This is a genomic window from Humibacter ginsenosidimutans, from assembly GCF_007859675.1.
Lineage (GTDB): Bacteria > Actinomycetota > Actinomycetes > Actinomycetales > Microbacteriaceae > Humibacter > Humibacter ginsenosidimutans.
The window spans coordinates 4,144,568-4,168,157 of sequence record NZ_CP042305.1 but is presented as its reverse complement, the minus strand read 5'-3'; the positions used below and the strand labels follow the sequence as shown (position 1 = coordinate 4,168,157).

17 protein-coding genes are annotated in these 23,590 nt (G+C 68.2%); 2 read left to right on the top strand and 15 right to left on the bottom strand.

Annotated elements, in window-relative coordinates; genetic code table 11:
• Positions 1-41: 41 nt before the first annotated feature.
• The 9 genes from FPZ11_RS19050 to FPZ11_RS19010 all read right to left on the bottom strand — a co-directional run bounded on the left by FPZ11_RS19050 (position 42) and on the right by FPZ11_RS19010 (position 16,137).
• Positions 42-5,801, bottom strand: coding sequence for an Ig-like domain-containing protein (locus tag FPZ11_RS19050; RefSeq protein ID WP_146322568.1), 5,760 nt, complete (start codon positions 5,799-5,801; stop codon positions 42-44).
• A 29-nt stretch (positions 5,802-5,830) separates the two neighbouring features.
• Positions 5,831-7,225, bottom strand: a complete 1,395-nt coding sequence (locus FPZ11_RS19045) for a serine/threonine-protein kinase (protein WP_146322567.1) — start codon at positions 7,223-7,225, stop codon at positions 5,831-5,833.
• A 133-nt stretch (positions 7,226-7,358) separates the two neighbouring features.
• A complete protein-coding gene (locus tag FPZ11_RS19040) occupies positions 7,359-8,186 on the bottom strand; it encodes a PP2C family protein-serine/threonine phosphatase (RefSeq protein ID WP_146322566.1) in 828 nt (275 codons plus the stop codon).
• A 67-nt stretch (positions 8,187-8,253) separates the two neighbouring features.
• Positions 8,254-9,393, bottom strand: a complete 1,140-nt coding sequence (locus FPZ11_RS19035) for an FHA domain-containing protein (RefSeq protein WP_146322565.1) — start codon at positions 9,391-9,393, stop codon at positions 8,254-8,256.
• A gap of 185 nt (positions 9,394-9,578) precedes the next feature.
• Positions 9,579-10,709: a DUF4192 family protein gene (locus FPZ11_RS19030; protein ID WP_168203919.1), complete on the bottom strand. Its 1,131-nt coding sequence runs from the start codon at positions 10,707-10,709 to the stop codon at positions 9,579-9,581.
• 92 nt (positions 10,710-10,801) lie between these two features.
• The gene (locus FPZ11_RS19025; protein WP_146322563.1) at positions 10,802-12,775 is read right to left on the bottom strand and encodes an ABC transporter ATP-binding protein; all 1,974 of its coding nucleotides are present in this window, start codon (positions 12,773-12,775) and stop codon (positions 10,802-10,804) included.
• Positions 12,772-14,505 (bottom strand): ABC transporter ATP-binding protein, encoded by a 1,734-nt coding sequence (locus FPZ11_RS19020; protein WP_146322562.1) that lies wholly within the window; start codon positions 14,503-14,505, stop codon positions 12,772-12,774. Before FPZ11_RS19020 ends, FPZ11_RS19025 begins: the two co-directional genes overlap by 4 nt.
• A 30-nt stretch (positions 14,506-14,535) precedes the next feature.
• Positions 14,536-15,234 carry a TetR/AcrR family transcriptional regulator gene (locus tag FPZ11_RS19015; protein ID WP_146322561.1) on the bottom strand — a complete coding sequence of 233 codons (699 nt, stop codon included), beginning with the start codon at positions 15,232-15,234 and terminating at the stop codon, positions 14,536-14,538.
• A gap of 123 nt (positions 15,235-15,357) precedes the next feature.
• On the bottom strand, positions 15,358-16,137 hold the full coding sequence (locus tag FPZ11_RS19010) for a hypothetical protein (protein ID WP_146322560.1): 780 nt from the start codon (positions 16,135-16,137) through the stop codon (positions 15,358-15,360).
• A 165-nt stretch (positions 16,138-16,302) separates the two neighbouring features.
• On the opposite strand from FPZ11_RS19010, the gene FPZ11_RS19005 reads away from it, so the two are divergent.
• Entirely contained in the window at positions 16,303-16,791 is a 489-nt protein-coding gene (locus FPZ11_RS19005; RefSeq protein ID WP_246846416.1) for a methylated-DNA--[protein]-cysteine S-methyltransferase, read from the top strand.
• On the top strand, positions 16,788-17,453 hold the full coding sequence (locus FPZ11_RS19000; RefSeq protein WP_146322559.1) for a DNA-3-methyladenine glycosylase I: 666 nt from the start codon (positions 16,788-16,790) through the stop codon (positions 17,451-17,453). The genes FPZ11_RS19005 and FPZ11_RS19000 overlap by 4 nt, the downstream gene beginning before the upstream one ends.
• 361 nt (positions 17,454-17,814) lie before the next feature.
• On the opposite strand, the gene FPZ11_RS18995 is transcribed toward FPZ11_RS19000, so the two are convergent.
• From FPZ11_RS18995 to atpA, 6 genes are read right to left on the bottom strand one after another with little or no spacing between them, the layout of a single operon-like run.
• The gene (locus FPZ11_RS18995) at positions 17,815-18,573 is read right to left on the bottom strand and encodes a YaaA family protein (RefSeq protein ID WP_146322558.1); all 759 of its coding nucleotides are present in this window, start codon (positions 18,571-18,573) and stop codon (positions 17,815-17,817) included.
• Between the two features lie 19 nt (positions 18,574-18,592).
• Entirely contained in the window at positions 18,593-19,168 is a 576-nt protein-coding gene (locus FPZ11_RS18990) for a P-loop nucleotide/nucleoside kinase family protein (protein ID WP_146322557.1), read from the bottom strand.
• A gap of 37 nt (positions 19,169-19,205) precedes the next feature.
• A complete protein-coding gene (locus FPZ11_RS18985; protein ID WP_146322556.1) occupies positions 19,206-19,466 on the bottom strand; it encodes a F0F1 ATP synthase subunit epsilon in 261 nt (86 codons plus the stop codon).
• Positions 19,467-19,468: 2 nt separating this feature from the next.
• The gene (atpD, locus tag FPZ11_RS18980) at positions 19,469-20,947 is read right to left on the bottom strand and encodes a F0F1 ATP synthase subunit beta (RefSeq protein ID WP_146322555.1); all 1,479 of its coding nucleotides are present in this window, start codon (positions 20,945-20,947) and stop codon (positions 19,469-19,471) included.
• Positions 20,948-20,991: 44 nt separating this feature from the next.
• Positions 20,992-21,888 carry a F0F1 ATP synthase subunit gamma gene (locus FPZ11_RS18975; protein ID WP_146322554.1) on the bottom strand — a complete coding sequence of 299 codons (897 nt, stop codon included), beginning with the start codon at positions 21,886-21,888 and terminating at the stop codon, positions 20,992-20,994.
• Between the two features lie 42 nt (positions 21,889-21,930).
• Positions 21,931-23,568 carry a F0F1 ATP synthase subunit alpha gene (gene atpA, locus FPZ11_RS18970; RefSeq protein ID WP_146322553.1) on the bottom strand — a complete coding sequence of 546 codons (1,638 nt, stop codon included), beginning with the start codon at positions 23,566-23,568 and terminating at the stop codon, positions 21,931-21,933.
• Between the last annotated feature and the right edge of the window lie 22 nt (positions 23,569-23,590).

The following is a 23,590-nucleotide window of genomic DNA, read 5'->3' as shown; positions in this document are numbered from 1 at the left end:
ACCCGTGCTGCGGTCTTGGGTGTCGTGCTCGTGCTCTTCGGTCATTGCCCTGGGTAGTCCATCTCGTAGGTGCGTCCGTTTGCTCCGACGCGCACGGCCAGCGTGGGGTTCGTCGAGTTCGTGGTGCAGGTGTTGCCGGTCGCCTGCGTGCCGTTGCACGTGATCGAGACCGAGTTGTACGGGCCGGCCGGTGTGGTCGATGCCGTTCCGGGGGCCGACGTCCAGCTGAAGGTGCCACCGTTGCCGTTCGCGGCAGGGGTGTATTGCAGGCCGCCGAGCGTGGCATCCACCGCCATGCCTGCCGAGACCGGGTCGGACCAGCCGCTGGACAGAGTCGCGCCGTTGGGATAGGTGACCGTCACCTGCACCGACACGGAGAGCTGCACCCCGTACTGGTTCGACTGCACGGGCAGATGGTCGCCGATGCCCAGCTGCTGCGGATCTCCGCCGTTGATCTTGACGGAATACGAGACCGAACCGCCGCCGCTCGTCGACGGGGTCGGTGAGACGCCCTGGAAGGTCGGCACGAAGCGGCCGTTCTGGGAATCGCCGGGATCGGCGACGTAGACGGTGACCCTCGTGGGAGTCTGCGGAGCTGCCGGCGGCGTCGCCGAGACAGGCTGCGACGTAGAGCTCCCCACGTCGTTCGAGGCGGTGACGGTGACAGTCGTGGACTGTCCCGTCGGCAAGGTGCAGCTGGTCGAGGTGCCCGTCGTGGTCACCGTCTGCGAACCGCACGAGACCGAATACGAGGTGATCGCCGATCCGTTGGCGTTCGCGGCCGACCCCCAACCGATGTCCACGGTTCCGTTCGCGTCATTTCTCGGTGTCACGGAGGGCGTGGATATCCAGATCGGCGCCCCCGCGGGCGTGACGGCATTCGACACGGCCGAGTTCCACGCCGGCGACACCCCGTAGAAGTCGTTCATCGAGGTGACCGTCGCCTGCACCTGCTGCCCGTTGGTGAGTCCGGTGATCTTGGCGGAAGTCGTGCCGCCGTCGACGGTGACCGTCGCCGTGCCCACCGACACCCGGTACGCGGTGACGACGCTCCCGCCACCGGACTTCGGCGGATCCCAGCTGACCCGGATGCTCTGGTCTCCGCGTGTCGCCGTCACGTCGGTCGGCGCGCCGGGAACGACGTTCGACCACACGGCGTCGGGGTAGCTGACGGGATCGGACCTTCCGATGCCGTTCACCGCCACCACCTGCACGGTCACGGCGTTCTGCGGCCCGTTGCCAGGGGTGGGCACGGTGCACGTCGTGGCGTCGCACGTGGTCGTGCCGACGACCTGACCGGAGGCGACGAGCGAGACGACGTAGTTCTTGATCGCGGAATTGTTGTCCGAGCCGGCATCCCACGCGACGGTCAGCTGATGGTCGGCGACGCCGGCGATGCTCACGTTGGAGACCGGTTCCGGCCGGTCTTCGACGGAGATCGTGACGGTTCCCCAGGTGTAGCGGGCAGGGTCGTTCGTCGCATCGGCGACCTCGTACTGCAGGGTCGTGTCGGCGGGCACCGCGTTCGCCGCCACGCTCACCGTGAGATGGGAGCGATCGGCGCTCGGCGTCACGCTGACGCCCTGCGGCAGCGCGCCGTTCGCCAACCCGCGCACCGCGATCACGCGCAGCGGCGTCGAGGGGAAGGGGTTGGTGGCCGCGTCGTTCGCCAGCACGTTGACGGTGGTCGTCACCCCGCGCCTGGCGACCACCTGATCGGGTTGCGGAACGGCGAGCGGCCTCGTCGAGGGAACGACCGTGATATCGATCCGTCCCGACTTGCCGGTGTTGACGGCATCCCGCACGCCGACGATCACGCTGAGATGCGTGCCCTTGCCGGTCTGATCGGAGACCTTCACGGTCAGGCTGCTCCCCTGCAGCGAGACGGATGCACCCTGAGGCTGAGGATCGAGCACGCTGTACTGCAGTTCGCCCTGATCGCGCGCGTACGGATACCTGGTGAGCTTCAGCAGGTCGAGCGTCTTCTGCTGACCCGGCTCGAAATCGACTTGGGCGCCGGTGAAGGTCGGCGGCTGGTTGTCGCGGGCCGTGACGGTGATCGGCAGCACGAGCGTGGCGATGTGTCCGCGCGGATCGTTGGCCGAGCTGCCGTCCGTCACTTCGAACGAGATGGATGCCGGCCCGAAATACCGCGAGGCGCTCGTGTAGACGAGGGTGTGGCTGTTGCGCACCAGCGACGAGCCGTCGGCATGCGTGGCGTGCACGTGCGACGAGTCCGTGAGCCGCACGGATTTGCCTCCCGCCGCCACGACGTACTTGTCGAGGTCGATGACGAGCGTCTTCTCGCTCTGCACCGTGAGCTTCGGCGCGCCGGGCTTGAGCTGAGGAAGGGCATCGTCGAGCCCCGGAACCCAGATGAACCCGAACGACGAGATCGACGCATCGTCGGGATGCGTGACCTTGAACGGGATGATCTGCGACTTCGCCAGCACCCGCACGCGCACGCGGCCGTCGGAGGTCACGTGCGCCGTGTCGCCGAACCCGTCGACCAGCGAGAGCTTGAGGCTGCTCACCGGCCCATCGGCGAAGAACACGTTCGCGAGCGGATCGACGGTGATCTGCTGCTTGCCGAGGATGTCGCTGAGCGACACCACGGTGTCCTGTACGACCGGCCTGGACAAAGGTGCATCTGCACGCACGACCACGGTGAGGAAGTTGGAGCTCGTTCCGCCTGCGTCGTTCTGAATCGTGTAGATGAAGCCGTATCTGCCCTCCTTCTTGGGCGCGACGACCTTGACGATCTTGCTCGTGAACGTCGCCTTGGCGATCTGCGTCGAGGTGCGCTGCACCGACACGATGTGCAGGGCTCCCCCGTCGGGGTCGGAATCGTTCGCGAGCACCTGCACCGAGACGGTGCGCCCCGGCCGCACCGCCACCTGGTCCTCGACGGCGACGGGGTTGCGTGCCGTGTCGTCCTGCGGCGCGATGCCGATGCGCACCACTCCGTCGGCGTGCGCACCCAGCGCGTCGACGACGGTGTAGTCGAACGTGTCGGTTCCCGCCGAGTAGTCGCCGGCCTGGTAGTCGATCCAGTTCGGACCGACCGACGTCACGGCCCCCTTCTGCGGATTGGTCGACTGGCCGACGAGCTTCACCGAGTCACCGTCAGGGTCGATGCCCGACAGCGGGATGGGGATGCGCACGGTGTTCCCCGCCAGCACGCGCGCGGTGACGGTCTGCGGTACGGGAGCCCTGTTGGATGCCACGTCGATCTCGCGCACCGCGATGCTCACCTGCGCCGTCGCCCACTGCCCGTCTGCGTCGTCGACCCGGTACACCGCCGTGTAGTTGCCCGGCTTGTCCGGCGCGAGGTAGCGCAACACGTTCCCGGAGGCGAACAGCAGTCCAGCGCCCTTCGGCAGCGGTGTCGGCAACACCGGGTCCAAGGTCAGGTCGTCGCCGTCGGCCTGCGAGTCGTTGTCGAGCACGGGGATGTCGATGGCGTCGCCGACGCGCACGGTGGCCGAATCGGGATCAGCCACGGGCGGCTGCCGCACCGCCGGCCGCGGGATCTCCACGACGCGCACGGTGCCGTTCGTGCTCGCCGTGCCGTTGCTCACGGTGTAGCCGAACGTGACAGGACCGCTCAACGGCCGGGTCAGCGTCACCCGCAGAATGTGCTGCTCCAGCACCTGCACGCTCACGCCGTCCGATTGCTTCGGCGCGGCCACGCCCGTGACCAGCAGCACCCCGCCGGCCGGGTCGTAGTCGGTGGCCGTCACGTCGACCTGACCGGAGCTCTGCTGCTCGATGAACGCGTTGTGCGGCACCGTGACCGGGGCGTCGCCCGCGTCCTGCGGCGCGCTCACCACCACGCGCACCTCACCGGTCGCGGTGCTCTGGCCATCGGTGACGGTGTAGTCGACGTAGTAGCTGCCCGGGGTGTCGGAGGAGAACGTGAACGTGCCGTCGTCGAGGTTGGGCTGCAGCGTGACGTCCGGCTTGTCGGGAACGGATGCCAGCCGCACCGTTCCCACGCCGCCGCGCACGTGCGCCAAGGGCGAGATCGTGATCTGGTCGCCCGCCGTCACGGTCGCCACGAACGGGTCGACGATGATCGGCACCTCGGTGGGGCGCCGCACCGTGACGGCCAGCGTGCCGTGCGCTTCGGCCCTCCCGTCTGACACTGTGAGAGCGACGTTGCGCATGCCCGTGCCGGAGCCCGAGCCGGTGAACACCACGGTGCCCTCCGGGGTCGACGACGCGCTGTCGGGCGATGCCGTGGTCGCGGAGACGAGGTAGATCGGATCGCCGTCCGGGTCGTACCAGTCCCCGAGCACCTGCGTCGAGACCCGCCCGCCCGCGGCGACCGTCGCCTTCGTCGCCCGCACCTGCACGGGCGGCGAGTTCTCGTCCGGGGTGCGCACCGTCACCGTGACCTGCGCCTGCGCCTCGCCGCCGCGGCCGTCGCTGATCGTGTATTCGAACCTGATGCGCCCGCTCGCGTCGGCAGGCAAGGTGATCTGCAGCTGCTGGTCGTCGGCGGTGCGGGCGATGCGCCCCTCTTCTTGCGGGATGGGCGTGAAGGAATCGATGACCAGCACGTCGCCGTTCGCGTCGTAGTCGTTGAGCAGCACGGGCAACGGGCTCGTCGTGCCAGGGCGCGCACCGAACTCGTCGTCGACGGCGACCGGCGGAACCTCGGCCTTCTCGTACTTCGGCGGCGTGTCCTCGGTGTTCTCCTCCGACTGCGTCGTCGTGTCGTCGGGCTTGGCGAAGTCCGACCAGTTGTCGATCAGTGCGTTGCCGTGCTGCACGGACCAGGTCGTGCCGTGCGCCGTGTCGTTGAGCACGACGGTGCCGTCGTTGACCCGGAACGTGAGGGCGGAGCCGGGGCGCAGCGACGCGAGCGTTCCCGGGCGACCGGCGGCGCCACCCGTGCAGGAGCGCCAGGTCTGGCCGGTGTTCCAGGCGGCGTAGAGGCATCCATCGTTCCAGACGGGCGCGGCCGGCGTTCCGTAGCTGCCGGACTCCGTGTGGCGGAACGCAGTGCCGGAGAGCACGAACACGCCGGAATCCGCGGCGACCACGGGCGCTGTTTCGGCGTCGGTCGGCTGCGCCACGACTCCCCCGTCGCCCGCTGCGGCAGGGAGCACGTGCGTGCCCGACTCGGAACGCAGGGTGCGGGATGTCGCGTCGTACAGCATCCACCCCGCGCCCGTCGACGTCAGCTGCAGCGGTGTCGTGCGCGAACTCGCCTTGCCGGGAGCCTCGACATGCCAGGTCTGGGCGACCTGGTCGCCGTGCTCGGCGTCGATGCGGTACATGGTCGCCGCCTGGCTGGAGTACGCGTACAGCGTGCCGCCGGGGCTCAGCGAGGTGATGACGCGGCTGCCCAGATCGATGGTGGGAGTCGAGCCGGAGGTGAACGTCTCGAGCTGCTTCAACGGCAGGAGCCAGATCTGACCGGTCGTGCCCGACACGATGACGGCTCGCGAACCCGCGATGCCGATCTGCGCATCGCGCGGCGGAAGCGCCACCGGCTTGCCCGCCGTCACCGTCGCGGTGTCGACGGAAGACACGGTGTTGTCGCTGTGGTCGACGAGCAGCACGGACGACCCCGACTGCACGACGTCGACGCTCGTGGCGCTCGCGACGACGGCCGAGTTCAGCGAGTCGATGGCGGTGTTGGCTCTGCCGAGCAGCTGCTTCGATGAGTTCGTCACCCACACGGCGGCATCGCCGAGCACCATGCGCTGTTGCACGAACCCGCCGGAGACGATGGCGATGGTCGCCGTCAGCGCCACGACGACGACCCCGACGATCACCGTCCACGCCACGGTGCGGTGGCCACGAACGAACGAACGGATCACTGGTCCCCCGCCGGGTCGACGCACTTCGGGATGCTCTGTTCCCCCGTTCGCCCCGATCTGTTGACCGTCACCGTGAGGCAGACCCGGCGAGCGGCCGAGTCGACGGTGAACGACGTGCTCTGCTGCAGGCTCGGCGCCGCGCCATCGACGCTCACCTGGTACTCGTCGCCGTGGGCGATGCCGGGGTCGTCCCAGTGGAACCGGATGCCCTCTGCCGTGACGCGCCCGTCGATGTTGCGCACCACGGGAATGTCGGCCGTCGAGCCAGCGCGCGTGAGCACGATCGCCAGTGTGACCACGAACGCCGCTGCCAGCACGGCGCAGGCGGCGATGAGAGACACGGCTCCGACGCTGAGACGAGTGGATGCCCGTGGCCGGGTCGACGCGCCGGTCTCGCGCGACTGCGCGGGGGTCGCGCCCGATGCCGCTCCGTCGATCCTGAACCTGCGCCGCTCCTCGCGCGCGAACGGACGCACCACGGTGCGGTCGTCATCAGCCGACGGGATGGCTGCGACCCAACCGTCTGACGGTACATCGGCGGGGGTCGGTGCGAAGCCCAGCTCCGCCTCGATCGACTGCAGGTCGCGGATGAGCTCGATCACCGACTGCTGTCGCGCCTCGGGCTTCTTGGCCATGGTGCGACCCAGCACCGCCTCGAGCCGAGGCGGCACGTCGGCACGATCGATGGGTTGCGGCTTCGCACGCTGGATCCGGCCGATGAGCTGTGCCGTGGTGTTGTCGGTGCCCACCACCTCGAACGGCGAGCGTCCGGCGATCAGCGAATAGATCGTCGCCCCGAGCGACCACACCTCGCTGGCGACGGTGCCCGAGGTGTCGTCGGCGAGCACCTCGGGAGCCGACCAGGGCACGGACATGCCGACGGCATCCGCCAGTTCCGCGTCGCCGACGGTCGCGGCGATGCCGAAGTCGGAGAGCACCGGATGCCCGTACGCGGTGGTGAGGATGTTCGACGGCTTCACGTCGCGGTGCAGCATGCCCGCCCGGTGCGCCGTCTCGACGGCACCGGCGATGCGGATGCCGACGGAGAGCGCCTCGGGCACCGACAACGGCTCGACGCGGTAGCGCTGACCGAGCTGCGGCGAGCACAGTTCCATGACGATGTAGGGCCGGCCGTCGGCGGCCACGCTCGCCTGATACACCGTGAGCACGGCAGGATGCGCGCTCAGCTGCGCCATCAGGTTCGCCTCGATCTGGAACATCGAGCGAACGCTCGGCGTCACCACCTCGGCGAGCAGCACCTTCACCGCCACCTGCCTGCGCGGCATGTTCTGCTCGTAGAGAAAGACGTCGGCGAAGCCGCCGGCGCCGAGCGCGCGCACGTAGGTGAATCCGGGCAGGTTGGGCGGCGCGGAGGGCAGCCGCTTGGCCATCGGCGCCTCCCGTCTGCACTGTCGTCCCCGGCGGGGAAACGTGCCCCCATTGTAGGCGGCTCAGGCGCCCCAAGCTGGGGGCGTCATGGGCGTCAGGACGCGGATCGCGCGCCCATCGGAGGCCATCTCGCGCTCAGCGCTTCTTCGCGCCCCTGCGCCCGCTCGGTCGCGGCGATTCGGGAGTCTCGAGGACGTCGACGACCACGACGGTGACGTTGTCGCGGCCGCCGTTGCCGAGTGCGGCGTCCATCAGCTGCCCTGCGGCATCGAGCGGGCTGGTGCCGACGGTGAGGAAATGCCGGATGCCGTGCTCGGTGAGCTCCTTCGTCAACCCGTCGGAGCAGGCGAGCAGCCGCGTTCCGGCCACGATGGGGACCAGCGCGAAGTCGGGCACGGGGTCTTCGTTGAAGCCGACGGCACGGGTGATGACGTTCGAGTGCGGATGCACCTCGGCCTCCGCCGGAGTGATCGCGCCCGCGTCGAGAAGCTCCTGCACGATGGAGTGATCGACGGTGAGCTGCCGCAGCTCACCCTCCTCGAGTTCGTAGACGCGCGAGTCGCCGATGTTGAACACGAGCCAGTTCGGAGCGCCGTCGGCCGTGGTCAGCGCGAAGCCCGTCACGGTGGTTCCCGTGCCCAGATCGGTCTGGCCCGCGCTCTTCTCCATGTCGACGACGGCGGCTCGGAGAGCGGAGTCGATCGCGCGCTCGTCGACGAACGAGGCGGACACCCGTTCCGCCAGCCTGCTCACGACGGCGGCGCTCGCGATGTCGCCTGCGCTGTGCCCGCCCATCCCGTCCGCCACGGCGAAGATGGGCGACTTGGCGATCAGGCTGTCCTCGTTGACGGCGCGCCGGTAACCCTTGTCCGTCAATGCCGCCCAGGCCAGCGTGATGCGGGCGCCGTCTCCGCCGGGCACGGCCACATGGTGGCGTTTGCTGCTTCGCCCGATCTGGGTCACGCGCGCATCCTCTCGGGTGGATCTGCATGCCTGCGAATCACGGGTCGCTGTCCGAACGCACGCTCGATCACGGTGCCGCCGGAGTGATGTCGATGATAGTCCCGTCGCCGATATCGATCGTGGCGGCTCCCGGCACGGCGAACGATTCTCCGGGCCGGAGGCGCCGCGAGCCGCCGCCAGCGAGGGCGATCGTGGTGCCGTTGCGGGAGCGCAGGTCGGTGACGACCACGGCGCGCCCCGCGCGTTCGATGCGCACATGCGAGGCGGAGACGACGTGCTGCGGAGACGGCACCGTCACGAGCACGGAGGCACTGCCCGATCGGCGCCTGTCGACAGGCTTTCTGCCGACCACGATGGGATTCTCGAGGGGCACGGCGTCATGACCGGCGACAGCGACGAGAACGACTCCGGATGCCTCTGCCCCCTCCCCATCGTCCACGGGGCCTGCGAGCCCGGTAGGGGCATCCTTCGGCAGGGAGGGGGCATCGCCGTGCGTCGGTGTGCGTCCGGCCTCGTCGACCGCATGCTCGCTGACCACATGCTCGTCCACCGCGCGCTCGTCGGCCGCTGTGCGTTCGACGGTGACGTCGTCGAACCCCGGCCGCGGCGCGCGCTCGATTCTTTCGACATCGACGTCGACGTCAGGGCCGGGGCCGATGCTCGGTGAAGCAGCGGACCCGGACTGCGCAGCGCCGATCAGTGCGCGCACATGGCGAACCGTGTCGTCGTCGAAGGAGGCGGGCGGGCGCACGTAGCCCGCTTCGCCGTCGGCCGTCTCGAACCCAGCGCTCTCGGCTGCGACCGCCGACCACAGCACTCCGCCAGCATGAGCGCTGCCCTGCCCGATGGCGAGCGCGCTCGGGGCACGATGCGAGATCGCGCCGAAGCGACGCGCCGGGCCGCCGAGCTCCACCGCGACGACGTCGCGGAACGTCGCGATCAGCCAAGGCTGCATGCCTGAGGAGGTGAACCGCCGGGCTCCGCCCACCGAATAGACGTCGACGACGGCGCGACCGCGCACGACGGCGGTGATCTGCCACCCGTCTGCCGTCTCCTCGTCGTAACGCGCCACGGCGAAGGAGTCGACACCGCCCGTTCCCGCCGGGATGGCGGACACGATCTCTTCGAGCGAGACCGGGCCGGCCTGCGCGAGCCTGGTCAGGGCATCAACGCCCCGGTCGCCGTGGCCGGACTCGATGAGTGCCACGAACGCGTCGGCGACGACGGCGATCCAGTCGTCTTCGGGGGGGACGCGGGGCCGACGCGTATACGTAGCCCCTGCTTCTCCCGAAGGGCTGTGCTGAGGCCACCGATCCCCTCCCCGTCATCGCATCACCGAGTGTAGTGGCCGGCCTGCACGATGCTCGCGGAGCGCCGAGCGCGGAGCGGCCATCACCCCTTGGGCACGACGCCCCCAGAGCCCTTCGTCGCCAGCTCACGCGGCGTCGTGCCGCCCGACCCGAATGCCCATTGCGGCAGCATGCTGCGGTCGAGCATGGTCTCGACCAGTTCGGCGAAGCCGTATCCCGCATCGCACTCGCGAGCCAGAGCGACATAGCCGCCGGCGACGGAGCCTCGGCCGAGAGCCCAGCTCAGCCATGCCAGCGACGAGAGCACCGGCGCCCGCCGTGTTGCGGGCAGCAGCGCGGCCACTCTGCGCAGAAGGCCGATCGCGTGTTCCACGCCCGACACGGAGGGTCGGCCGAGAACGGCCTCCCCCGCCAAGGCCGACGCGAGCCGTTCGTCGCGCAACGGGCCGCCTCGCCGCCATCGCTCCTGGAAGCGAAAGGCCCGTCGTCCTGCCGCACGTCCCCAGGCCCAGGTGAAGAGCGCGACGTCGCGCGCCCACGGCTGCTCCAGCACGTGCGCGGTGAGCGCTGCCGCCGCCGGCCCGACGGCATCGGCATCCCAACCCGCGCAGTACCCGGCGAACCAGACGGGGTCGGGAACCTGATCAACGCTTTCGCCGCTGCGACTCGCGTCGTCGAGTCGCTCCAGCAGAGCGGCCGTTCGTGCGACCAGCGCGTGGTCGACTGCGTCGAGTTCGACCTCCTCGCCCGGTCTGCCTCGCACCGGGGCGGCATCCGGATCGAGTCTGCGCAGCCGCCTCGCGGCATCCAGCTCGCCCCTTGCACGCCGCTTGCCGCCATAGCTGCCCCACGCGTCGCACGCCTCGTAGAGGGGGCCGGAGATGCGCAGCCTCATCGACGATGCTTGCCTCCGCAGACGCTCCACCAGCTCGCCACGAGGTTCGCCGCCACCGCAGGCCTCGTCGGTGACGACGACCGGCAGCACGGCGTCGACGTCGTGCAGCCTGCGCACGACGCCGAGCGCCGACTGCGCCCAGAGCCTGATCTCCCCCGACGACGCCGTGGCGTCGGGGAGGTCGACCCGCAGGGTCCCGCACGTTCTCGCGCCGCGGAACGCGACGAGCACGAGGCTGTTCTGCGGCTCGAAGCCGATCAGTTCGGGAACGAGGGTGAGCAGGTCGAGGGGATCCGACGCGATGACGTGTGCTGGCATGGCACAAGGGTGGCGTCGATGCGAGGACCCGCATCGGGCGGATCCCCGCATCTGTGCACTCTCGTCGTCGCCCGCGGACGGGGGACGACGAGTCAGACCTCGTCGGTGACGGCTCCTGCGAACTGCGCGTTGTACAGCGTGTAGTAGGCGCCGCCGGCCGCGAGAAGCTGCGCATGCGTGCCCTGCTCCACGATGTGTCCGGCCTCCATCACGAGAATGAGGTCGGCGTCTCTGATGGTGGAGAGCCGGTGGGCGATGACGAAGCTCGTGCGCCCCTCGCGCAGCGCGCTCATCGCCTTCTGCACCAGCAGCTCGGTTCGGGTGTCGACCGAGCTCGTCGCCTCGTCGAGGATGAGCACGCTCGGCCGAGCGAGGAACGCGCGCGCGATCGTGAGCAGCTGCTTCTCGCCCGCCGAGATGTTGCTGGCGTCGTCGTCGAGAACCGTGTCGTAGCCGTCGGGCAGCGAGCGCACGAACCGGTCGACGTAGCTGGCGGTCGCCGCGTCGACGATCTCCTGCTCCGTGGCATCGGGGCGACCGTACGCGATGTTCTCCCTGATGGTGCCCGCGAACAACCAGGTGTCCTGCAGCACCATGCCGATGCGGCTGCGCAGCTCGCGCCTGGTCAGCTCCGTGATGTCGATGCCGTCGAGCGCGATGCGCCCGGAATCCACCTCGTAGAACCGCATGATGAGGTTCACGAGCGTGGTCTTGCCCGCTCCGGTGGGACCCACGATCGCGACGGTCTGCCCCGGCTCGGCGACGAGCGACAGGTCGTCGATCAGCGGCTTGTCCTCCGCGTAGCGGAACGAGACGTCCTCGAACTCGAGCCGCCCCTCTGTGGCACCGAGGCTCGCCGGCTCGGCCGGATCCTCGGACTCCTCGTCCGCATCCAGCAGCTCGAACACGCGCTCCGCGGAGGCGACGCCCGACTGCAGCAGGTTGGCCATCGAGCCGAGCTGGGCCAGCGGCTGCGTGAACTGGCGCGAGTACTGGATGAACGCCTGCACGTCACCGATCTGGATGATGCCGGCCGCCACCTGAAGTCCGCCCACCACCGCGATCGCCACGAAGACGAGGTTTCCGACGAACTGCATCGAGGGCTGGATGATCCCGGAGACGAACTGCGCTCCGAAGCTCGCCTTGTAGAGCTCCTCGTTCTTCGCCGCGAACCGCTCGTTCACCTCGCGCTGCCTGCCGAAGACCTTCACGATCGCGTGCCCCGTGTAGGTCTCCTCGATCTGCGCGTTCAGCGTTCCGGTGTGACGCCACTGCGCCACGAACATCTTCTGCGAGCGCCTCGCGATCAGCACCGTCACCACCAGCGTGAGCGGGATCGAGACGAGTGCGATGAGCGCGAGCAGCGGCGAGATCACGAACATCAGCACGAGCACGCCCACCACGGTGAGCAGCGACGTGACGACCTGGCTCATGGTCTGCTGCAGGCTCTGCTGCACGTTGTCGATGTCGTTGGTGACCCGGCTGAGCAGCTCACCGCGCGGCATCGTGTCGAAATACTTCAACGGCAGGCGGTGGATCTTCGCCTCGACGTCTTTGCGCAGCCGGTAGACGGTGCGCATGGTGATGCCGTTGAGGATGTACGCCTGCAGCCAGCTGAAGATCGACGACAGCACGTAGAGCACGAGCACGAGCAGCAGCACGTGCGACAACGCGGTGAAGTCGATGCCATGGCCAGGCGTCAAGGTCATGCCGCTGAGCATGTCGGCCTGCTGCGTCTCGCCCTTCGCCCTGAGGCCGTCGATGACCTGCTGCTGGGTGACGCCGGCGGGCAGACTCTTGGAGACGAAGCCTGCGACGACGATGTTCGTGCCCTCGCCGAGCAGCTTCGGACCGAGCACGTTGAACGTCACGCTCACCACGGCGAGCAGCACGACGAACACGAGGCCGAGCGACTCCGGCCTCAGCCTGCCGAGCAGTCGCCTCGCGCTCGGACCGAAGTTCATCGCCTTCTCGGCGGGCATGTTCGCCCCGCCGAACGGCCCGCCGCCGCCCGGACCTCGGCGGCGCGCGGGCGCCGGACGGTCGCGTCCTGTTGTCTCGCTCATGCTGCGTCCTCCGCCGCCAGTTGTGACGACACGATCTCCGCGTACGTCGGGGATGTCTCCAGCAGTTCCTCATGCGTGCCCTGATCGACGATCCTGCCGTTCTCGAGCACGAGAATCTGGTCGGCGTCGGTGATGGTCGACACGCGCTGGGCCACGATCACGAACGTCGCGCCCTGCTCGCGCTGCTTGAGCGCGCGGCGCAGACGGGCATCCGTCGCAAGATCGAGCGCCGAGAACGAATCGTCGAACACATAGATCTCCGGTCGTTTCACCAGCGCCCTGGCGATCGCGAGCCGCTGCCGCTGACCGCCCGAGACATTCGTGCCACCCTGGGCGATCTCGGCCTCGAGCTGCCCGTCCATCTCCCGCACGAAGTCGCTCGCCTGTGCGATCTCGAGCGCTCTCCACAGCTCGTCGTCAGTGGCATCCGGTTTGCCGTAGCGCAGATTGGATGCCACGGTGCCCGAGAACAGATAGGGCTTCTGGGGCACAAGCCCGATGCGCGCCCAGAGCACGTCGGGTTCGATCTCGGCCACGTCGACGCCGTCGACCAGCACCGATCCGCTCGTGGCGTCGAAGAGCCTCGGCAGCAGGTTGATGAGCGTGGTCTTGCCCGATCCCGTCGAACCGATGATCGCGACCGTCTGGCCCCGCTCGATGCGCACGTTGAGGTCGCTGAGCACCGGATCCTCCGCGCCCGGGTAGGCGAATCCCACCTCGAACAGCTCGATCGTCCCGTGCTCGCGAAGCTCCGTGACCGGGTGCTCCGACGCCGTCACCGTGGATGCCGTTCCCAGCACCTCCCCGATGCGCTCGGCGCAGACGGCGGCGCGGGGCACCATCACGAACATGAACGTGGCCATCATGACGCCCATCAGAATCTGCATCAGGTAGCTCAGGAACGCGGTCAGAGTTCCGACCTGCAGCGTGCCGTCGTCGATGCGGAACGCACCGAACCAGATCACCGCGACCGACGACACGTTGAGCACGAGCATCACGGTCGGGAACATCAGCGCCATCAGACGGCCGGCCTTCAACGCCGTCTCCGTGACCTGCTCGTTCGCCGTGTCGAACCTGTCGCGCTCGATGTCCTCGCGCACGAACGCCCGCACGACACGGATGCCCGACAGCTGTTCGCGCAGCACCCGGTTCACCTGGTCGATGCGCTTCTGCATCCTGCGGAACTGCGGCACCATGCGCGTGATGATCAGCACGACGCAGATCAGCAGAACGGGAACGCTCACCGCGATCAGCCACGACAGCCCGGCGTCCTGCTGGATCGCCAGGATGATGCCGCCGAGCGCCAAGATCGGTGCGGAGACCAGCAGGGTGCACGTCATCAGCACGAGCATCTGCACCTGCTGCACGTCGTTCGTGTTGCGGGTGATGAGCGACGGCGCGCCGAACTTCGTCACCTCGCGCTCCGAGAACTCACCGACGTGTGCGAACAGCGCGGCTCGCATGTCGCGACCGAGGCGCATCGACGCCTTCGCCCCGAAGTACACGGCCATGATGTTGCAGAGCACCTGGCCGAGCGTGACCAGCAACATGAACCCGCCGTTGGCCATGATGTACCCGGTGTCGCCCTTGATCACGCCCTTGTCGATCAGATCGGCGTTCAGCGTCGGCAGGTACAGCGACGCGAACGACTGCAAGAGCTGGAACACGACCACGCCGACCAGCAGCGGCCAGTGCGGTCGCAGGTACCGCACGAGAAGTCTCATCAACATTGTTCGTCCTCGGTTCGATGTCTCGGGTGGTCAGGCGTCGACGGCCTGCAGGGTGGATGCTTCGTCTCGCTGTTCGGTGGATGCCATCCCCCGCGAAGCCGCATGTCCGGCTTGCGCGCGCGCGGCATCCTCGTCTTCGGGCTCCCCGCCACCGGCGACGCCGTACACGATGAGGCGCGACAGCTCGCGCGGGTCGAAGACGCGCTCCTGATTGAACGCCGGGATCGAGGTCGCGAACGCGATGAGGCGCACGTAGGGGGCGATGTCCTCGAGCGGTACGTTGAGCCGTTCGAGCTCCGGCTTCATCAGCGCCGAGACGATCGACACGTACTCCCACGGGCGCTCGGGCGTTCGTTGCCGCACATCGGGCGGGGCATCGCCGATGCGGCCGGTCGCGGCCATGATGCTGATGACGCCGTGGAACCGCTGCTGCAGAAGGGTCAGCACCGCGCAGACCTTCTCCTCCAGCGGCAACGAGCTCTCGACCGCTGCGAGCCGCGCGCGGAGAGGCGCCGGGTCGAGATAGGTTTCTGCTGCCTCGCGAAGCAGCGTCTCTTTGTCGCCGAAGGCGCGGAACACCGTGCCCTCCGCCACGCCGGCCGCCTCGGCGATCTGGCGGGAGGTGAGGGCGGCGCCGTGCTCGATCATCGCCGGGATCACGGCCTCGATGATCGCCGCCTTGCGCGCTTCCGGAGGCAGCGGGCTCGCTCGGTTCGGGATCTTCGACACCCGGGGATCGTAACTGAGTGTGCACTCACTCCACAAGAGCGGAGACGAATGAAGGTTCGCTTGTCCAAGCAGGGTCGAGCCCGCTGCCGCACCAGAAAGAAGAGGGACGGCAGCGAGTCACCGCTAGACCGCGAGCACCGTGAACTCGCGCGAATAGGCGGGCGATCCTGCACCCTCGCGCCAGGTCACCCTGATGCGAGGCGGCGGCGTGCCGCGTCCGGCCGTCACCCTGAACTGCAGCACGTCCTGACGCTCGACATCACGCGGGATCACCTCGTCGGGCCGCACGAACTTCGGTGGGACGGTCGCATCGGACAGCAGGGCGTCACGCGCGGTGGCGAGCCCGGTGTTGCGCAGCACCCAGGTCGCGTTGCGCACCCGTTCCAACTGCCATGCCACCTGCACCACGCGCTCGGTCTCGCCGGAGACACCACCAGAGACGTCCCTGTCCTCCGCCCGCTGCACGGATGCTCGATTCGTGCTCGAGGCCCCGCCTGCCTGCACGGTATCGGCGACGACGGCGCCATCGGTCGCACTCGCCTCGAGACGGGCCGCCTCCGCTTCGGCGCGCGCCGCTTCCGCCTCGGCCTGCGACGCCTTGTCCGAGGCTGCTTCCGCCTCGCGCCTGCTGGCGGCCGCGGCAGCGGAGGCCTGGGCGGCCGCCTGCGCGGCTCTGGACGCCTCTTCGGCCGCGTGCACGGCATCCTGCCTGGCCTGCGCCACACGGGTTTCGAGCTGCTCCATGCCGGATGCCGCGGCCTGGGCCGTGCTCTCGGCTCGCGCGATCTGCGCCGCCGCCGCCGCGGACCGATCCTCGGCGGACCGAGCCCTGACGAGCGCGATCACGGCGAACGCGACAGCCACGAGAGCGACGACGAGGCAGATGACATCGAGCAGAACCACGGCGAAATTCTAGGGTCTGCGCCCGTCGTCACCCTTTGGATGTCCCGACGATCCGCACCTTTCCCGAATCCGACTCTCCGTCCCCAACCGTGATGTCGCACGCGCCGTCCACCGATGCCGGCACCTCCCGCGGCGGAGTCGGAGGTCGCGCATACTCTGAACCGCATGGAGACCTACCTGCTTCGCATGCCGAGCCCGATCGGCGCACTGGAGCTCATCTCGAACGGCTCGGCGGTCACCTCGCTCAGCATCGAGCGAGGCGGTGCCCTGCCTCACGATGGCGAGATCGAGCGACCGGACGACGTGCTGCTCGAAACCCGCGAGCAGCTCGATGAGTATTTCGCGGCTGAGCGGCGCGATTTCGATGTGCCGCTCTCCCCCGCCGGCACTCCGTTCCGCCGTGCGGTCTGGGATCGGCTGCGCGAGGTCCGCTGGGGCGAGTACACGACATATGGTGAGTTGGGTTTCGCGGTCGGCAAGCCCTCAGCGGGACGCGCCGTCGGCGGTGCCGTCGGCAGCAATCCGATCCCGTTGCTCATCGGCTGTCACCGAGTGCTCGGGTCGGACGGCCGCGTCACGGGCTACAGCGGAGGCGAGGGAGTCCCGACCAAGCTCTGGCTCCTCGAACACGAAGGGATCACGCTCGCAGCATGAACGCCACCACGAACCGAGAGGCCGGCACGGATGCTCCCGCGCGCGACGACGCGCCCGTCACCCCGCGACGCCCCGACCTCGTGATCGGCGACGACGACGTCGCGAGATGCGGGTGGATCGGCACCGACGTCGAATACCGTCGCTACCACGACGAGGAGTGGGGCAGGCCCCTTCGCGACGACCGCAGACTCTTCGAGAAGATCTGCCTCGAGGGCTTTCAGGCCGGACTTTCCTGGCGCACCATCCTGCTTCGTCGTCCGGCGTTCAGGGAGGCCTTCCACGGCTTCGATCCGGCCAGCGTCGCAGCGATGGACGAATCCGACGTCGAACGGCTCTTGACCAATGCCGAGATCATCAGGCACCGCGGCAAGATCGAGGCGACCATCGCCAACGCCCGAGCGACCATGGCGCTCGACGAGCCGCTCAACGAGCTCATCTGGTCGTTCGCTCCTGACGCGATGCACGACGCTCCGCCCGCCTCGATGTCCGAGGTCCCTGCCATCACACCGGAATCCACGGCACTGAGCAAACGACTTCGCGGTCTCGGGTTCCGCTTCGTGGGACCCACCACGATGTACGCACTCATGCAATCGGCCGGTCTCGTCGATGATCACCTGGCGGGGTGCTGGCTCGCCTCGGACGCGCAGCACGACGAGAGCTGACACGCCGCCTGCCTGCGACGGCGCGCACGCCACGATCGTTCGCGAACTCCCGACTCTCAGCGCGCCGCGTAGCAGACAAGGCCGGGTCGGCGGTGGTCTGATGATCCTGACGGTGTGCCTCGTGGTGACCGGTATCGCACTTGCCCGACCGCAGGCGATCAGAAACCCGGTCATCGCACCGTGAACGATCATTCTGGCGCGCGGAGGGGACGTGCGCCGACCTCATTCGCCGACCCGACGGTATTGCGTTCGCCCGCGATGAAGACGCAACAAGAGAACACCGCGAACGCCCTGATTGAGTGGCCCGGGCGTCGCCGCAACGAATCGTGCCGACCCCCGCTGGCACAATCCCGATCCTAGCTCAGTCGACCAGGAGCCGAACCTCCTGATCACCTGCGGATTCCATGCGGAAGCCCGCTCCGCGCGCCCAGTCCACGAAGCCGGCGATCGAGCGGATGCGCGGACGGTCGAGAGCGAAGGCGCGCACGAGCATCCCCTTGGCATGCTTGTTGAAGTGGTTGAGTGCGCGACGCACGCCGTCGTCGCCCTCCGTCATCACGCGCACGTACGCCGCATCGTCGCGAACACCCGTCACCGGTCCGAGCGCGACATAGCTCTCGGAGCGCAGGTCGACGACGGGCCCGGATGCCACCGCCAGCACCGCGGAGACGGCCGGCGCCCAGAGCTGCTTCAGGCGGATGCCCGGCAAACGTGACGTCGCCGACATGCGATAGTCGGGGATGCGGTCGAGCGCGCCGACAGGGCCGAAGACAGCCGAATGCACAGCCACCGTGCGACCGAGGTGGCGACGAGCCTCGGAGGGCAGGCTTGCGGCATCCAGTGCGTCGTACAGCACCCCGGTGTAGCGATCGATCGCCGGCATCAGCGGCGAGTCGAAGAGGGCGGCGTTCGCTGCGACCTCGTGCACCAGGGTGGGCGGGATGCCCAGTTGCTTCGCGGCGTCCTCGGCCGAGACATCGCGTGCGAGCACTGCGAGCGCCATCGATGCGACCTCACGAGCACGGCGCAGCTCGGGAAAGCGCAGAGAGTGGAGGTCGAGCCGCGCCTTGCCTGCCCCGCCGGTGCGCTTCGACTCGGAGGGCGGCAGCAGGATCAGCACGAGGCCGCCGCGCGGCGGCTCAGGGCGCGAGAAAGCGCGCCGCCGCGTCCACGTTCTGACCGAGCGCGTTCACGGTGTCCAGGGTGATCCTGGGCAGTTCGGCGACTTCGCCCTTCCACGGCTGATAGTCCTCCAGGCTCTGTTCGACGGCGCGCCACGAGGGCTCTTCGAAATGCGGCAGGTTGCGCACACGCTTCTCGAGACGCTCGCGATGCAGATCGGCATCGGAGCACTCCACCTCGATCACGCGCAACGGCACATCCGCGCGCTTGGCGAGATCGCGCCACTGCAGCCGGGCCGGCTCCACCGCGTTGACCGCGTCGACGATCACGCTGTGGCCCGACATGAGCACCTGCTCGGCGAGAGTCTCGGCAACGAGGTACGCGGCCAGGCCGGTCGGCTGGTCGGCGTCGATGCCCGCGTGCAGGATGGCCGACTCGATCGGGTCCACCGACACGATCGTGGCGCCGAGCCTGGCGCTGATCACCTCGGCGATCGTCGACTTGCCGGCCCCCGGCAGCCCGGCCATCGCGATCAGAATCGGGATTCTGACGTCGCCGAACTGCCGCTCGACGCTTTCCCCTTTGTCGGGCATTCGATCCCCCATCGAACTCGGCGCGCTCGAAGCGAGCTCAGACCAATTGAGCCTTGCTCGCGACGACAGACAGCTGGTTGTTCTCGAACGACACGAACCCGTCCGCGGCGTCGACGACCAGACGTTCTCCCCCTGGGAGCGTGATCCGCACCTCGCCCTCCGCGAGCACGCCGAGCACCGGCTGGTGACCAGCCAGGATGCCCAGCTCACCCACGACGGTGCGCGCGACGACCATGGCTGCCTCGCCCGTCCAGACCTCGCGGTCCGCCGAGACGACGCTGACCTTCAGCGTGGCCATGGTCAGCCGTTCTCCTTCTGGATCTGCGCCCACTTGGCCTCGACGTCGGAGATCGGGCCGACGTTGAAGAACGCCTGCTCCGCCACGTGGTCGAAGTCACCGCGGCAGATCGCGTCGAACGACTCGATGGTGTCCTTCAGCGGAACCGTCGAACCTTCGACGCCCGTGAACTTCTTGGCCATGTAGGTGTTCTGCGAGAGGAACTGCTGGATGCGGCGAGCACGCGACACCGTGATCTTGTCCTCTTCGGAGAGCTCGTCGACACCGAGGATGGCGATGATCTCCTGCAGCTCCTTGTTCTTCTGCAGGATCTGCTTCACCGTGGTCGCGACGCGGTAGTGGTCGGCACCCAGGTAGCGCGGGTCCATGATGCGGCTCGTCGAAGACAGCGGGTCGACGGCCGGGTACAGGCCCTGCGACGCGATCTCACGCGAGAGCTCGGTGGTGGCGTCGAGGTGCGCGAACGTGGTCGCCGGTGCCGGGTCGGTGTAGTCGTCAGCGGGCACGTAGATGGCCTGCAGCGAGGTGATCGAGTGACCGCGCGTCGAGGTGATGCGCTCCTGGAGCACACCCATCTCGTCGGCGAGGTTCGGCTGGTAACCCACGGCGGACGGCATGCGGCCGAGCAGCGTTGACACCTCGGAACCGGCCTGCGTGAACCGGAAGATGTTGTCGATGAAGAGCAGCACGTCCTGCTTCTGCACATCGCGGAAGTACTCCGCCATGGTGAGGGCGGACAGCGCGACGCGCAGACGCGTCCCCGGCGGCTCGTCCATCTGGCCGAACACGAGGGCGGTCTTGTCGAAGACGCCGGCCTCTTCCATCTCGTGGATGAGGTCGTTGCCCTCACGAGTGCGCTCACCGACGCCGGCGAACACCGACACACCACCGTGGTCCTGCGCGACGCGCTGGATCATCTCCTGGATCAGAACGGTCTTGCCGACACCGGCGCCGCCGAACAGGCCGATCTTTCCACCCTGCACGTACGGGGTGAGAAGGTCGATGACCTTGATGCCGGTCTCGAACATCTGCGTCTTCGACTCGAGCTGGTCGAAGGCGGGAGCCTTGCGGTGGATCGGCCAGCGCTCGGTGATCTCGACCGTCTCGCCGGGCTCGGCGTTGAGCACCTCGCCCGTGACGTTGAACACCTTGCCCTTGGTGACGTCACCGACGGGCACCGTGATCGGCGCTCCGGTGTCGCGCACCTCCTGGCCGCGCACGAGGCCGTCCGTCGGCTTGAGGGCGATGGCGCGGATCAGATCGTCGCCGAGGTGCTGTGCGACCTCGAGCGTGATCTCGTGCGCCTCTTCCTCGTCACCCGTGAACGAGATCGTCGTCTTGAGCGCGTTGTAGATCCCGGGGATCGCGTCGTGCGGGAACTCGATGTCGACGACGGGCCCGGTCACGCGAGCGATGCGGCCGACGCCCGGCGTCGTCTCCGCTGCCGCGGCCTGGGGGTCGGCGGTGGCTGTCGGTGTCATTTGTTCTCTCTCTTCGATCTGAGACACGTAGTTGATTCGTGCGCCTACTGCGAGGCCAGTGCGTCGGCTCCACCGACGATCTCGGAGATCTGCTGAGTGATCTCGGACTGGCGGGCATTGTTCGCGAGGCGCGTGTAGTTGGTGATGAGCTTGTCGGCATTGTCGCTCGCCGACTTCATAGCCTTCTGGGTGGCCGCGTGCTTCGCCGCCGCCGACTCGAGCATCGCGTTGAAGAGGCGGCTCTTGATGTAGACGGGCAGAAGCGCGTCGAGCACCGTCTCGGCATCAGGCTCGAACTCGTACTCGGGAAGAAGCGCCTTGTCTTCCACCGGCTCCACGCCCTCGACGAGCTCGAGGGGCAGCAGACGCACGACGCGCGGCGACTGCACCAGCATGCTGACGAAGCGGTTGTAGACGATGTGGATCTCGTCGACGCCGCCGGCCTCAGAGCCCTTCGTGAACGATTCGACGAGCTCGTTGCCGATCTCCGTCGCCGTGTCGAAGTCGGGCGAATCGGTGCCGCCGACCCAGTCGCGAACGCTTTGGCGCTTGCGGAAGGCGAAGTATCCGACCGCCTTGCGACCGACGAGGTAGAAGACCACGTCCTTGCCCTGGGAGCGCAGCAGCGACTCCAGCTCGAGCGCCTCACGGATGACCTGCGAGTTGAATGCTCCCGCCAGGCCACGGTCGGAGGTGAAGATCACGATCGCGGCGCGCGCGATGTTCTCCCGCTCGGTGGTCAGCAGGTGCGAAGCGTTCGAGTACGCGGCGACGGCCGACACGGCGCGGACGATCTGCTGCGTGTACGGTGCCGACGCCTGCACGCGAGCCTGCGCCTTGAAGATGCGGCTCGCCGAGATCAGCTCCATCGCGCGAGTGATCTTCTTCGTCGTCTGGGCAGTGCGGATGCGCTGCCGGTAGACCCGAAGTTGCGCTGCCATGGGACTCCTGTCTTACTCTCGTCGGTGTCTGATCGATACGGGTCAGCGACGACCCGTGACGATCTTCTCCTGGTCGACCTCTTCTTCTTCGATCGCCGCGTAGCGCTCACTGCCCGGCTCGATCAGAGGCTTGCCCTCACCCGTCTGGAACTCGAGCTTGAAGACGTCGACCTCGTGCTCCAGCGTCGCGACCGACGCATCGTCGAGAACGTTGGTCTCGCGAAGGGTGTCGAGCACCTTCGTCGTACGACGCAGGTGGTCGAGGAACTCCGACTCGAAACGAAGGATGTCTTCGACCGGAACCTCGTCGAGCTTGCCGTTGGTGCCGGCCCAGATCGACACGACCTGCTCCTCCACAGGGAACGGCGAGTACTGCGGCTGCTTGAGCAGCTCGGTCAGACGCGCACCACGGTCGAGCTGACGACGCGACGCGGCGTCGAGGTCGGAGGCGAACATCGAGAACGCCTCGAGCGCGCGGTACTGGGCGAGCTCGAGCTTCAGGGTTCCGGAGACCTTCTTGATCGACTTCACCTGAGCGTCACCACCGACTCGTGACACCGAGATGCCCACGTCGACGGCCGGGCGCTGGTTGGCGTTGAACAGGTCGGACTGCAGGAAGATCTGGCCGTCGGTGATCGAGATCACGTTGGTCGGGATGTACGCCGAGACGTCGTTCGCCTTCGTCTCGATGATCGGCAGACCCGTCATCGAACCGTGGCCGAGGTCGTCCGACAGCTTCGCGCAGCGCTCGAGCAGACGCGAGTGCAGGTAGAAGACGTCGCCCGGGTATGCCTCGCGGCCCGGCGGACGACGCAGCAGCAGCGACACGGCGCGGTAGGCCTCCGCCTGCTTCGAGAGGTCGTCGAACACGATCAGAACGTGCTTGCCGTCGTACATCCAGTGCTGGCCGATGGCCGAGCCCGTGTAGGGGGCGAGGTACTTGAAGCCTGCGGGGTCGGAGGCGGGAGCCGCGACGATCGTCGTGTACTCCATGGCGCCTGCGTCTTCGAGAGCGCCCTTCACCGAGGCGATCGTCGAGCCCTTCTGACCGATGGCGACATAGATGCAGCGAACCTGCTTGTCGGGGTCTCCCGACTCCCAGTTCGCCTTCTGGTTGATGATGGTGTCGATCGCGATGGCCGTCTTGCCCGTCTGGCGGTCGCCGATGATCAGCTGACGCTGTCCGCGACCGATCGGGATCATGGCGTCGATGGCCTTGATGCCCGTCTGCAGGGGCTCGTGCACGCTCTTGCGCTGCATCACGCCGGGAGCCTGAAGCTCGAGAGCGCGACGGCCGACGGTCTCGATCGAGCCGAGGCCGTCGATCGGGTTGCCGAGCGGATCGACGACGCGGCCGAGGTACCCGTCGCCCACGGCGACCGAGAGCACCTCACCGGTGCGCGTGACCTGCTGGCCCTCTTCGATGCCGGCGAACTCGCCGAGCACGACCACACCGATCTCGTTCTCATCGAGGTTCAGCGCGAGGCCGAGCGTTCCGTCTTCGAAGCGAAGAAGCTCGTTCGCCATGGCGCCGGGAAGGCCCTCGACGTGGGCGATGCCGTCACCGGCGTCGACGACGGTGCCGACCTCGACCGCTGCCGTGGTGTCGGGCTGGTACCCGGCGACGAAATCTTTGAGCGCCGCGCGAATCTCATCGGGGCTGATGCTGATGTCTGCCATTTGGTTTTCCTTGGGTTGTGCT

What these genes read in the sequence shown, in the direction of transcription:
- FPZ11_RS19045 (WP_146322567.1), bottom strand. Translation starts at nt 7,225, where the DNA reads ATGGCCAAGCGGCTGCCCTCCGCGCCGCCCAACCTGCCCGGATTCACC.
- FPZ11_RS19030 (WP_168203919.1), bottom strand. Translation starts at nt 10,709, where the DNA reads ATGCCAGCACACGTCATCGCGTCGGATCCCCTCGACCTGCTCACCCTC.
- FPZ11_RS19025 (WP_146322563.1), bottom strand. Translation starts at nt 12,775, where the DNA reads ATGAGCGAGACAACAGGACGCGACCGTCCGGCGCCCGCGCGCCGCCGA.
- FPZ11_RS19020 (WP_146322562.1), bottom strand. Translation starts at nt 14,505, where the DNA reads ATGTTGATGAGACTTCTCGTGCGGTACCTGCGACCGCACTGGCCGCTG.
- FPZ11_RS19005 (WP_246846416.1), top strand. Translation starts at nt 16,303, where the DNA reads ATGGAGACCTACCTGCTTCGCATGCCGAGCCCGATCGGCGCACTGGAG.
- FPZ11_RS19000 (WP_146322559.1), top strand. Translation starts at nt 16,788, where the DNA reads ATGAACGCCACCACGAACCGAGAGGCCGGCACGGATGCTCCCGCGCGC.
- FPZ11_RS18990 (WP_146322557.1), bottom strand. Translation starts at nt 19,168, where the DNA reads ATGCCCGACAAAGGGGAAAGCGTCGAGCGGCAGTTCGGCGACGTCAGA.
- FPZ11_RS18985 (WP_146322556.1), bottom strand. Translation starts at nt 19,466, where the DNA reads ATGGCCACGCTGAAGGTCAGCGTCGTCTCGGCGGACCGCGAGGTCTGG.
- atpD (WP_146322555.1), bottom strand. Translation starts at nt 20,947, where the DNA reads ATGACACCGACAGCCACCGCCGACCCCCAGGCCGCGGCAGCGGAGACG.
- FPZ11_RS18975 (WP_146322554.1), bottom strand. Translation starts at nt 21,888, where the DNA reads ATGGCAGCGCAACTTCGGGTCTACCGGCAGCGCATCCGCACTGCCCAG.
- atpA (WP_146322553.1), bottom strand. Translation starts at nt 23,568, where the DNA reads ATGGCAGACATCAGCATCAGCCCCGATGAGATTCGCGCGGCGCTCAAA.